Below are 12,915 nucleotides of genomic sequence, written 5' to 3'. Positions count from 1 at the left end.
CAGGTCTGTGGCGTTATCTGTCAGCTGACATTTTCGCTTTCTGCTTGAGAACTCATTCACGTCGCTTTCGGTTGGTCTTGGCTTTGCCGCTGTCTTCGCCTTGCGGCGCGGACAGTAACAAGCTTTGCTTTACCGTCTGCTTCGGTGAACTTGTTTTATGTATCTTCTTGGTTTAAATCGCTTTAAACGTTGAAGTTACAGTGTACAGATTTCCAAATTGTTAAAGAGCTATTCGTGACGTTGTTTCCGTCACCAATGCTATACCGTCTGTGAGGGCTTTCGCCATTCAAACGGTATAGCATTGGTGGAGCCAGGGAGGATCGAACTCCCGACCTCCTGCGTGCAAGGCAGGCGCTCTCCCAGCTGAGCTATGGCCCCTTTGGGGTTCGTGCAAACTAAACACTGCTAGTTTGACGGGTGGTCCTTCCGCTTCCAGGCTTGCGCCGCGTTGGTGGGCCTGGGAGGATTTGAACCTCCGACCTCACCCTTATCAGGGGTGCGCTCTAACCAACTGAGCTACAGGCCCAGGCTCGTGACGTCTTCGATCAAAATAATTTGTTGTGGGTACTTATGACGAACGCTTGCTGTCTTTGTAAGGAGGTGATCCAGCCCCAGGTTCCCCTAGGGCTACCTTGTTACGACTTCACCCCAGTCATGAATCACAAAGTGGTAAGCGCCCTCCCGAAGGTTAAACTACCTACTTCTTTTGCAACCCACTCCCATGGTGTGACGGGCGGTGTGTACAAGGCCCGGGAACGTATTCACCGCGACATTTTGATTCGCGATTACTAGCGATTCCGACTTCATGCAGTCGAGTTGCAGACTGCAATCCGGACTAGGACCGGCTTTCTGGGATTTGCTGACTTTCGCAAGTTCGCTGCCCTCTGTACCGGCCATTGTAGCACGTGTGTAGCCCTACCCATAAGGGCCATGATGACTTGACGTCGTCCCCACCTTCCTCCGGTTTATCACCGGCAGTCTCCCTAGAGTTCCCAGCTTGACCTGTTGGCAACTAAGGATAAGGGTTGCGCTCGTTACGGGACTTAACCCAACATCTCACGACACGAGCTGACGACAGCCATGCAGCACCTGTCTCAGAGTTCCCGAAGGCACTCTACGATCTCTCACAGATTCTCTGGATGTCAAGGGTAGGTAAGGTTCTTCGCGTTGCATCGAATTAAACCACATGCTCCACCGCTTGTGCGGGCCCCCGTCAATTCATTTGAGTTTTAACCTTGCGGCCGTACTCCCCAGGCGGTCAACTTAATGCGTTAGCTGCACCACTAAGTCTTAATAAAGACCCAACGGCTAGTTGACATCGTTTACGGCGTGGACTACCAGGGTATCTAATCCTGTTTGCTACCCACGCTTTCGTACCTCAGCGTCAGTTTTAGGCCAGAGAGCCGCCTTCGCCACTGGTGTTCCTTCCGATCTCTACGCATTTCACCGCTACACCGGAAATTCCACTCTCCTCTCCTAAACTCAAGTTACCCAGTATCAAATGCCGTTCCCAGGTTAAGCCCGGGGCTTTCACATCTGACTTAAATAACCGCCTACGCACGCTTTACGCCCAGTAATTCCGATTAACGCTCGCACCCTCCGTATTACCGCGGCTGCTGGCACGGAGTTAGCCGGTGCTTCTTCTATAGGTAATGTCAAGGCATCGGCTATTAACCAACGCTTTTTCCTCCCTATTGAAAGTGCTTTACAACCCTCAGGCCTTCTTCACACACGCGGTATTGCTGGATCAGGCTTGCGCCCATTGTCCAATATTCCCCACTGCTGCCTCCCGTAGGAGTCTGGGCCGTGTCTCAGTCCCAGTGTGGCTGATCGTCCTCTCAGACCAGCTATGGATCGTCGCCTTGGTAGGCATTTACCCCACCAACTAGCTAATCCAACGCAGGCTCATCTGATAGCGCGAGGTCCGAAGATCCCCCGCTTTCCCCCTCAGGGCGTATGCGGTATTAGCTCGGATTTCTCCGAGTTGTCCCCCACTACCAGGCAGATTCCTACGCGTTACTCACCCGTCCGCCACTCGTCGGCTCCCGAAGGACCGTTACCGTTCGACTTGCATGTGTTAAGCATACCGCCAGCGTTCAATCTGAGCCATGATCAAACTCTTCAGTTTAATATGGTTTGTGACTCAATAAGATGAGTCACCAATCTTGGCTCGACTAAGAATTAAACGTAATCGCTTTGAATTAACGTGTTGTTCTTGCGCCGAATAGTTTTAACCGCTAAGCTATTCGCCACAAGCACCCACACAAATTATTTTGATCTGCTTGTTAAAGAGCTGGAAGACTTTCTCTCCCGTTGAGCCCGCCTATTATACAGAAGCGAAACTCAATGTCAAACTTTATTTTCAATCTCTTTTCCCGTCGTTCCGCTGTTTCGCGGCGGGAAAGACGGCTATTATACAGAGCTATCTCAGCTCGTCAAGAATTTATTTTCTTCTTTTACAAATTAAAGACACCCTCCTGCCTTCAATAAACTCTAACTCTTTTATTTAGATAGCTATTTTTACTCTCGCAAACTTCCTTTTACCCACCTGATAAACATGTTCAGACCCTTTTGCAAGATGCAATTTATTATCCGACACCTTTTCACCATCTATCTTAACTGCGCCCTGTTTAATCATGCGCAAAGATTCCGATGTACTCCCAGTCAAGCCCGCATCCTTTAATAGATTAGCAATCGGATATCCTTGCTCGATCGAAGCAAGAGTCAATTCGTCCATTTCTTCCGGCATCTGTCCTTTTTGAAATCTAGCTTCGAAATTTTCCAAGGCTTTTTGCGCCGCTGATGAACTATGGAATCTTTCAATGATTTCTTGGGCCAAGCTAACTTTACAGTCTTTCGGATTCGCACCTTCCTGACATTGCCCCCGCCAACGACTGATTTCTTCGATTGGCCTGAAGCTCAATAACTCGAAATAGCGCCACATCAGCTCATCGGAAATGGACATAATTTTCCCAAACATCTCATCCGGCGCATCCGCGACACCTATATAGTTATTGAGTGATTTGGACATTTTTTGAACACCATCCAAGCCTTCCAAGATCGGCATAGTCATGACGACTTGAGGTTTTTGCCCATATATTTCCTGCAACTGCCTTCCAACCAACAGATTGAATTTTTGATCGGTACCGCCCAATTCGACATCGGCCTTCATCGCAACCGAATCATATCCCTGTATTAATGGATATAAAAATTCATGTATCGCGATCGGCTGCCCTCCTTTATAGCGCTTACTGAAATCATCTCTTTCGAGCATTCTTGCCACGGTATGCTTTGCGGCCAATTGAATCAATTCAGCCGAGGTCATTGCATTCATCCAACTCGAATTGAATAAGACCAAAGTCTTGGAAGGATCAAGTATCTTGAAAACCTGCTCCTCATAAGTCTTGGCATTTTCAATGACCTCATCACGCGTCAGAGGTTTGCGCGTTACGTTCTTTCCGGTCGGATCCCCGATCATGCCTGTAAAATCGCCAATCAAGAACAAAACTTCATGTCCGCAGTCTTGAAACTGTCTTAATTTATTGATCAGCACGGTATGCCCAAGATGCAAATCAGGAGCGGTTGGATCAAAACCCGCCTTGATTCTGAGCGGACGCCCTTCCTCCAGTTTTTTCTTCAATTCAGATTCAAGCAGAATTTCCTCGGCTCCTCTGGAAAGATACTTCAATTGATCTTGCAATTTAGCCTCCTTTTAAGAAAACATTAATCTAACTGTAATACTGTTGCATTGACGTGGCAAAATATCTTCAGTATATCAGCTATAATTACAGATAAACTACTTCTCACCCCAACTTTACTGAACACTTCCACTATCGCATAAAGAACCGTGAAAAATAGAATTTATAAATCCCTGTTTTTAGGAATCAGTTCCGCTGTCGTTGCAAGTGCTAGTTATGCGCTTATCACCCCTGAAAGCAAAGTCAGATCGGCCGACATCAACGTCTTTACCAATCATGCTTTTTTAATCGAGACGAATAATTCGTTTAACGATCAGCTCGCGTTTAAATTCGACGATCTCGGCGAATCATCCGATTTCAGGTCAATCGAACACATTATTGAAAGAGGCGAAAATCTTTCCACGATCTTTTCCAAGCTTCACCTAAATAAATCCGATCTACATCAGATTATTCATGCCAACGAAGCAGGCCGTGAGTTTGCAATGATTTCGTCCGGCAAGACACTTCAAGTCAAAACGACACAGAGCGGTGAACTGACCGAAATTTCGTACCAGAAAAGCCCAATTGAAACCGTCAAAGCTGTACGCGAAAACGATACATTCAATGTCGAGATTTCGAGTAAAACCATCGAAACGACAACCGTCAGCACCGTCGGCACTATTCACAACTCTTTGTTTTACGATGGAAAGCGCGCAGGACTGAGCGACAAATTGATACTGCAACTCGCCGACATCTTTGCTTTCGATATCGACTTTGCATTAGATATCAAAGAAAACGATACCTTTTCGGTCGTTTATGAAAAACATATTGCGGAAGGCGAAGAAGTCGGTTCCGGCAATATTCTTGCTGCCGAATTCAATAATCATGGCAAGGTATATCGCGCCGTCCGTTTTCAAGACAATTCCGGATCCGCGCATTATTACCGACCTAATGGCGAAGGCTTACGTAAAGCCTTTATAAGAACGCCGGTCGACTTCATCCGTATCAGCTCGCCTTTTAATTTAAAGCGCAAACATCCCATCTTAAATAGAATCCGCGCCCACAAAGGTGTTGATTATGCAGCTAAGACTGGAACTCCGGTTAAAGTGACCGGCGATGGAAAAATTCAATTTTTAGGCAGACAAAACGGCTACGGACGCGTCATCATTGTTCAACATGATGACAACCGCTACAGCACTCTCTATGCCCACCTCTCGGCATTCAATAATCACTTCAAGCAAGGAGGCGCCGTCAAGCAAGGCGATATTATCGGCTATGTCGGCCAATCCGGCTTGGCTAGCGGCCCTCATTTGCACTACGAATTCAGAGTAAACGGTGAACATCGCGATCCCTTATCGGTTACCTTGCCTAATTCGATGCCGATCAGCCCTTCTTTGCTGGGAAAATTCAAAGCCGACACGAAGCCCCTTATAGCCCAACTGGACCAAGCAAGAAACAGCTTACTTGCCCAGAAATAACGGGGCATCATAACTTCAATGACCGAACTCTATATTGGCTTAATGTCCGGGACCAGCATCGACGGTATCGATGCTGGTCTTGTCGATTTTAGTAGCGGCCATCCTGAGTTCATCGCCTTCGAATACCATCCTTTTCCTGACCGGATCAGAACCGAGCTGACTGAAATTACTTCTTCCGATCATCCTGTTCTACTAAAAAATATCGGCAAGCTTGATACACAACTGGGCAGTTTATTCGCACAAAGCGCACAGAGCCTAATCGCTAAAGCGGGCTTTTCTGCTTCGGATATTACTGCAATTGGCAGTCACGGTCACACCCTTTTCCATGCACCAGAGCTATCCAGCCCTTTTTGTTTACAAATCGGCGATCCCAACATCATCGCACAACTCACAGGGATTACTACCGTAGCCGATTTTCGCCGTCGCGACATAGCCGCCGGCGGACAAGGCGCTCCACTCGTTCCGGCTTTCCACCAAGCTTTATTCGCCTGCCCAAGTGAAAACCGAGTGATCGCCAATATCGGCGGTATCGCCAATATAACGATTTTGCCAAAAGATTCGTCGAAACCAATCATCGGTTTCGATACCGGGCCCGGCAATTCCTTAATGGATACATGGATAAGAAAACATCAAGGAAGTCATTTCGACCGTAACGGAGACTGGGCAAGAACAGGCCAACTCAATAAACATCTGCTCTCGCAACTAAAAGCCGACTCTTATTTTACGAGCATAGCGCCTAAAAGCACCGGAAAAGAATATTTTTCATTGGCCTGGCTAACCAAACACCTCCGCAAATTATCGGAACAAAAACCGGAAGATGTCCAGGCATGCTTATGCCTATTAACAGCGGAAACCATTTGCGACGCTATTCACGATTATGCCCCTAAAACCGACAAGGTATTAGTTTGCGGCGGCGGCGCGCGTAATAGCTATTTGTTGGAAAAACTGCAAGGCGCTTTGACTTGTCCCGTATTATCGACCGAAGAATACCATTTACATCCCGATCATGTGGAGGCAATCGCTTTTGCTTGGTTAGCCAGACAAACCATGAATAGCCTGCCCGGCAACCTTATGTCGGTTACCGGCGCAAAAGAGCCGGTAATTCTAGGTGGAATCTATCCTGGGCACGCCGCATTAAGCGGAAAACGATGATCCGCAACCGCAAGTCGTCGTTGCGTTAGGATTGCGTATCACAAACTGAGCACCGGAAAGATCTTCCTTGTAATCGATTTCGGCACCCGTTAAGTATTGAATACTCATCGAATCAATCAAAACCGTCACTCCGCCGTTTTCGACTTGCGTATCATCTTCGTTCACTTCCTCGTCGAACGTAAAGCCGTACTGAAAGCCCGAACAGCCTCCACCCGACACATAAACTCTCAACTTGAGGTTATCGTTGCCTTCATCGGCAATTAAATCGCCAACTTTCGCAGCGGCGCTATCGGTAAATATAATTGGTTCAGCCATAAAGTTTCTACTATCGAAATTAAAAAGTTATAAAAGTATGACAATCCCTAGTGTTTTAGTCAAGATTTAAGGATAAAGCGCTGGAATCCTTAAACCTTCAGCTTCATCAAAACCGAACATTAAATTCATATTTTGCAACGCTTGCCCTGAGGCTCCTTTAACCAGGTTATCAATCACCGACAACACCACCAACATTCGCCCCCCCTGGGGCTGATGAACGGCGATTTGACAAACATTGCCGCCCCGAACATTACGGGTATCCGGGTGCGATCCATAAGGCAACACATCGACAAACGGCTCGTTAATATAGCGTTGCTCATAAAGTGCTTGAACGGCTTCTCCTCCTGCTTCTAGCAAGGGCGCATACAAGGTGGTATGAATACCTCGTATCATCGGGATTAGATGAGGAACAAACGTCAAACCTACAGACCTTTTAGCAATCATCTCCAAACCTTGGATCACTTCGGGTAAATGACGATGACCGCTTGCCGCATAAGCTTTAAAACTCTCGCCTGTCTCTCCCATCAAGGTCGTTAATTGCGCTTTTCGCCCGGCGCCACTAACCCCCGACTTCACATCGGCAACCAAACGATCAACCTCTACCAAGCCTTTCTCAATCAACGGCAAAAAACCTAATTGCACTGCAGTCGGATAACAACCGGGGCATGCAATCAATTTAGCATTTTTGATCGCTTCGCGGTTAAACTCCGGCAAACCGTAAACGGCTTGTTCGATCAAATCAGGGCAAGCATGTTCCATGCCGTACCATTTCTCCCATAGTCCTGGATCTTTCAGGCGAAAATCGGCCGACAGATCGATGACTTTGACACCTCGCGCCATCAATTGTTCAGCCATCAACATGGCAGTGCCGTTCGGCGTCGCAAAAAATACCGCATCGCAATCAGATAAGCCATCAACTTCCGGGGCAGTAAAAACCGTATCGATAAAGCCGCGCAAGCTCGGATACACTTCATCGACTCTTTTGCCCGCATCATTTCTCGAAGTCACGACCGAGACCTCGACTTTCTTATGTAAAGCCAAGAGCCGCAGCAACTCCACACCCGTATAACCGGTGCCTCCTACAATACCTACCCGTACCATCAACTTACCTCATCCGATTGGTCTGAAAATTAAATCATTGTGCCAATTTCATCATCTATACCTTTCGCGCTTCAAATTTAGGCAGTGCCGTATGGAAGTGCCGGGGTATTAGGCGGATTCACTCGGTGCCGAAAATTGACCGGAAAGAGTACATCTAATAACGAAATCGCCTTGTTAATAACTGACATTTTACAGGATATCTGTTTCGGTTCAGCCGAAATTATTTTTCATAAAGAAAGGGTATCAATGAACCGGCCATTTCGCCATGATTTACGATTGCAGCAATGCTGTCAATGGCCAACTTGGAAACCAACAAGGGTGTGCAGTGAGCTTCGTGAGGATGCCGGCAGCGGGGGCGGATTTTGCTCCTCAGCAATTGCCAATCGAGCAACCGAACCCTCCATAAAATGGGGACGTTATTTACGATCGAATTCTATGCCACTGCGCTCGTCTAATATGCGCAGTTGAGGACACGCCACAAGAAGGATCGAAATCAATCCGTTTTTAAGTAGCCGGTTTTCTCTTTTTAGCGCTTTCGAATCCGAGTCAAAAATTCGCGGTTACGCTCATTCTGAAACTGACCGGTTCGACGGGATGAAAATGAATGTCCTCGACAGGCTCTGCCTCACCTCTCAATTGCGATTCGTAATAGTAGTCGATTGCGCTGTCTTTGCGGTCTAGGATATTAAACACTTCGGCCTGCACGGTCCAGGTCTTGTCGAAACGGTAACCGAGCATCGCCGATAACAAAACCGTCGAATCCGACCGGACGCTGTTGTCTTCGACCAACGGTCTCGGTCCGAAATAACGCAACCTTGGCCCCCCGAAGAAACCGCCGTAAATATCGTGAACCGTCGCACCGGTTGCGATCACGCTTTCAATCGCACCGGGAATACGATTACCGGCCGGATCGTTACCGCGAAAACGCGCTTTCGAAAAACTAAAATCGGCATCGAAGGTCAGCCAATCGGTCGGCGAATAATAATTCGCCCATTCGACACCGTAGCGGCGGCTCGGGCGACTGATTGCTGTCGTCCCAGCATCACCCTCAAACAACAATTCGGAGTCGATATCGAGCCACCAGACCGATAGCGTGCTTTGCAACCCATTAATCCAGGTTGTGCGCAAACCGCCTTCAGCCCCGTAAGTACGAACCAACGGCACCGCGCGGTTAACCGGATTACCGTCTTCGTCGACGGTATCGCCGCTCGCAGGATCGACGCGCTGATTGACGCCGCGCGCATCGTTACTGTGAAAACCGAGACCGCCGTTCAGGTAAAGCTCGGTATCCGCCCACGGCCCGAATACGATCCCGGCTTTCGGGCTAACGATGCCGTCAGTACGCGTGCCGTTGTTTTCGGAACGGTTGCTGTCGGATACGTCGAATTGAAAGCCGTCGAAACGAACGCCCAATTGCGTTCTCAGCCAGGATGTCCAGCGGGTCTTGTTTTCGAAATACGGACTGACGTTGGTCACGCGTACATCGTCGCTGCGAACGGTGCCCCACCGTTGTCTCGCCTGGGTCAACAGCAAGCCGTTACGGATCGAGTCGTTTCTCACCTGCAAACCTATTGTACTGTCGGAGTCGAAGGTGCCGATTTTATGAAAAAACGTGTGGCTTGCGTTCAAACCGGATGTCCAGCGCCTATCGGGCTGAGCAAATTGGTCGCCACGGACCTGATCTTCGAGAAAATAGGTGAAATTCGAATACAGATCGAGTTCATGGTAAATCCCGTAAACCGTCAGTTTGGATGCCGACGCCTCGTCTTGACGATGCCACTCTCCGGTGATGCTGTAACGCCGGCTGCTGCCGCCGTCGGTTGGATCGAGCGAGCCGAAACGCCCGATCGTTCCGGAGTCGACCGCGCGCCGGGGGATTTGGTCGGTCGCGTTCCAGTCGGCTTTATAGGCCATCGCAGTGACGCTCCAGCCTGAGCTTTCATACTCTTGACTGTAGCGAAGCACGCCGTTGAATTTCAAATAATCGTTGCCGACCGTCCACGGCCCCCCGTTATGAACGATTTCGCCGCCATAAAGCAAATTGCCGTCACCGAGCCTTTGCGAACCGGCCGACAGTCCCCGATAATAATCGAAACTACCGCCGGTAAATCGAGCGATATGTCCGGGCAAAGTATTGGCGTAGCGGATATCGGCGGCACCGGCACTGGAAAAGTCACCGTTTTCGGCGTAGTAATTACCTTTTTGATAATGGATCGTGGCGATCAATTCGGGAATCAGAAAGTTGATATCGGTCCAACCCTGACCGTGTGCGTGCGAAACTAAATTCACCGGCACGCCGTCGATTTTGGTTAAAAAATCGGTGCCGTGATCGAGATTGAAGCCTCTTAAAAAAAACTGATTCGATTTTCCTTCGCCGCTATGCTGCGATGCGATCAGGCCGGGCACCGTTTCGAGTATCTCACCGGGCCGAATGATAGGCCGGTACTGCAGCTGCTCTTGCCCGACGTTGCCTTGCGATGCACTGTCTGCAATACCGACCAAAGAATCACCGCGCTCGGTCACAACCATCTTGGGGAGTAACTCCAAATGCATCGTTTCGGATTCGATATCCGAACCGCTATCGCCATCATCCTCAACCGCCTGTGCATGAACCGAAGTTCCGAACACTGTGGCGAATGCCAAAATTACCAAGCGCACCATTATAATGCCGGCACCGTGCAATAACAGTGTAGCGGAAACGAATCCCAAAGCAAACGACAGCAAACCGGCCGACGCAGGCATTTCCTGACCGTGAGCGTAGCCATGAAAAAATGCAAAAAACATCACGACCGAAATACTCGCAAACGCCGGTACCCGAATTCTGCGCAAGACCAACACCCCGAACACCGCACCCGACAAAAGAATCATCGGCTCGACGCCCCAAACCGGCAGCCCAGCGGCGCCGATTAGACCGCCAAGACACATCACACCGACAAAGGCCAACGGCAATTGCCATACAGAGTTACCTTTAAGCTGTGCGGCCCAAATACCGACAGCCAGCATCGTCAATAGATGATCCCAACCTTCGAGCGGATGACTGAATCCGCTAAGCCAGCCGCTGCTGCCGATCTCCTGGGAATGAGCTTGAGCACAAAGCGGAAATAACATCAACGACAAACAAAACAATCGCACGGTCCAAGCGGGTTTGTTGGAAAAAGAATTCATTCTAAACCTTGGTTATTAAATCCGTTTTCAAAAGTCATATCATTTGTCAGTCAAATTTCGGCACCGGGCGATCGGCGACTCTCGGCTGACATATACGGTACCATCAACAAAGCCAAACGATTTTTCAGTATGAAAAGGAGTAAGATAACGAAAATTGAATCATTCGTTTTGCTAACTCATTGACCGGCCGTGATAATCCCAAATGATCGCGTAGCGTCGCTCCCTCGTATTCGGCACGGAATAAGTTTCGAAATTTCAATTCCGGAACGACTAGATCGACAAAATCGTCAAATCCTTCGGGGAAATATGGCGGTATGATAGCAAACCCGTCAGCGGCCTCGCCTATAAACCAATCCTCTAGCTGATCGGCAACTTGCTTTGCTGTGCCGATTACGACTCGGTGCTCGCAATCATTAAGCCTTCGCAATGGCAACGACTCGACTTCCATCGCCCCTTTTATCGGTTCTATCGAGGCATTCCGGAAGCCGTTATAATTGAATCTTTCCGGTAATACTTGTTGCCGACTAGATTCTGTAGCACTTTCCCTGTCGAGATAGGAATTAAAAGACTCTAATCTTTTCACCGAGTGTAGCGACTCCTTGAGCAAATGATATTTTTCATGAGCCGCCTCGGCTGTCTCGGCAACAACAGGTACCACACACGACATAATTTTTAGCTGAGAAGGACACTTACCGAAATTGAACGCTTTTTCTTTTAGCTCGGAATAAAACAGCCTTGCCTGTTGTTCATTCTTCTGTCGAACCAAAACCACTTCAGCACTCCTCGCCGCCAATTCAATATCCCTATCGGATAAGATATTTTGAACCAGTACCGGGTGATCACAAGCGGTTCGCTCCATGACTTCCGCATCCGACTTGTTGCTTTTATCGACGACCTCAGGTAGATCATTATTTCCATCTTCAACTTCCCACATTGCCCACAAAGAAGTTACTAAGTCGATATAATCGCGAGTTCGCTCCGTAAGAATATTTCGATCATTATTATTTTCCGTCCCGGGATTCCAACCGGCCCGCCCTCGACTGATATGAGCGAGGGCAGAAAAAGAACCTGCCAGACCATAAGGATCGGAGTACTCGCAGCATGCCGGCGCCACCAAACCGATCCGATCGGTAACACGCGTCAACGCAATCAATAACTTTACCGATTCATCATCCTGAGAATGACAGAACAATGACTCATCGGAACTCATAAAGACTGCATCGAATTTAGCCTGCTCGGCCTTTATCGCAACACGCTGACAATCTGAAAGATCCCAACTGGAGACACCCCGCCCCTGTTGTCGCCTATTCGACAAATGACTATTGCTCGTCGGTAAAAAAACGCCCAGTTTCATTTGCCGCATGAACGCCCAAACCTCATCTTTATCACTCTCTAACCTATTAATTATGTGGTAAACCGACTCTCCGCGAATCACAGATAGCAATCGACGACACCGGTTATTACTCAGTAGAGAAAGCAAAGATAATGCCAGTATTTTTTACCAGTTGATGACACCCCAGGGAAATTAGCACTAACCGAACACTTTGGTTTTATGCCATCTAAAATCGCCGCTTTATACCTTTCGCACTTCAAATTTCGGCAGTGCCTGAGGCGCCGCCGGGGTGTCCGGTCGATTTTCGCTCCTGCAAAATCGACATTCACGCCATCCATGGCGCTCACAAAGGGTTTGCCAGCATGGAGCTAGCATAGAGCCTATATGGACGTATTCACCCAGCACCTAATTCCATAGCCCATTACCATGATTAATGGTATTGGATAATTTAGGTGCTGGGTTCACGGCGTCCTTTGACGCCCCCGGCGCCGAATTTTGATCTACAATGGGTATAGCTCCATGTTATATGCCCCAATTTTGTGCTTAATGCCTTAATTTGATTACCAACGATAATTTTCACATATCGCATTTGGGCCAGCAATTCCCAATTTGGAGATCAAAAAGGGTGTGGGGTATGCTTGGCGAGGATGTCGGCAGCGGGACAGATTTTTGCTCCTGCAAAATCTGCATTCAC

Annotated in this window: 7 protein-coding genes, 2 tRNA genes and 1 rRNA gene; 2 read left to right on the top strand and 8 right to left on the bottom strand. The window is 48.4% G+C overall.

From position 1 onward, the window contains the following. Nucleotides 1-302: 302 nt before the first annotated feature. The 4 genes from MEALZ_RS02725 to tyrS all read right to left on the bottom strand — a co-directional run bounded on the left by MEALZ_RS02725 (nt 303) and on the right by tyrS (nt 3,700). Nucleotides 303-378 (bottom strand) — tRNA-Ala (locus tag MEALZ_RS02725). 71 nt (nt 379-449) lie between these two features. Next, a tRNA-Ile gene (locus MEALZ_RS02720) sits at nt 450-526 on the bottom strand. 67 nt (nt 527-593) lie between these two features. Further along, nucleotides 594-2,128, bottom strand: a 16S ribosomal RNA gene (locus tag MEALZ_RS02715). 378 nt (nt 2,129-2,506) lie between these two features. Next, nucleotides 2,507-3,700 (bottom strand): tyrosine--tRNA ligase, encoded by a 1,194-nt coding sequence (gene tyrS, locus MEALZ_RS02710; protein ID WP_014147060.1) that lies wholly within the window; start codon nt 3,698-3,700, stop codon nt 2,507-2,509. Between the two features lie 147 nt (nt 3,701-3,847). Here tyrS and MEALZ_RS02705 point away from each other — a divergent pair, with 147 nt between their 5' ends. Both MEALZ_RS02705 and MEALZ_RS02700 read left to right on the top strand, forming a co-directional pair. Further along, nucleotides 3,848-5,155: an OapA family protein gene (locus MEALZ_RS02705; RefSeq protein ID WP_014147059.1), complete on the top strand. Its 1,308-nt coding sequence runs from the start codon at nt 3,848-3,850 to the stop codon at nt 5,153-5,155. Nucleotides 5,156-5,173: 18 nt separating this feature from the next. Continuing rightward, the gene (locus tag MEALZ_RS02700; RefSeq protein WP_014147058.1) at nt 5,174-6,307 is read left to right on the top strand and encodes an anhydro-N-acetylmuramic acid kinase; all 1,134 of its coding nucleotides are present in this window, start codon (nt 5,174-5,176) and stop codon (nt 6,305-6,307) included. Here MEALZ_RS02700 and erpA read toward each other — a convergent pair. From erpA to MEALZ_RS02680, 4 genes are all read right to left on the bottom strand, one after another. Further along, nucleotides 6,290-6,622, bottom strand: a complete 333-nt coding sequence (gene erpA / locus MEALZ_RS02695; RefSeq protein ID WP_014147057.1) for an iron-sulfur cluster insertion protein ErpA — start codon at nt 6,620-6,622, stop codon at nt 6,290-6,292. The genes MEALZ_RS02700 and erpA overlap by 18 nt on opposite strands. Nucleotides 6,623-6,688: 66 nt before the next feature. Then, nucleotides 6,689-7,723 carry an N-acetyl-gamma-glutamyl-phosphate reductase gene (gene argC / locus MEALZ_RS02690; RefSeq protein WP_014147056.1) on the bottom strand — a complete coding sequence of 345 codons (1,035 nt, stop codon included), beginning with the start codon at nt 7,721-7,723 and terminating at the stop codon, nt 6,689-6,691. A 546-nt stretch (nt 7,724-8,269) separates the two neighbouring features. Then, nucleotides 8,270-10,888, bottom strand: a complete 2,619-nt coding sequence (locus MEALZ_RS02685; protein ID WP_014147054.1) for a TonB-dependent receptor domain-containing protein — start codon at nt 10,886-10,888, stop codon at nt 8,270-8,272. A gap of 124 nt (nt 10,889-11,012) precedes the next feature. After that, nucleotides 11,013-12,251, bottom strand: coding sequence for an LLM class flavin-dependent oxidoreductase (locus MEALZ_RS02680; RefSeq protein WP_046060955.1), 1,239 nt, complete (start codon nt 12,249-12,251; stop codon nt 11,013-11,015). Nucleotides 12,252-12,915 lie beyond the last annotated feature (664 nt).

Source organism: Methylotuvimicrobium alcaliphilum 20Z (genome assembly GCF_000968535.2).
GTDB classification, from domain to species: domain Bacteria; phylum Pseudomonadota; class Gammaproteobacteria; order Methylococcales; family Methylomonadaceae; genus Methylotuvimicrobium; species Methylotuvimicrobium alcaliphilum.
The sequence above is the reverse complement of the archived record's forward strand: the minus strand, read 5'-3'. Positions and strand labels throughout refer to the sequence as shown.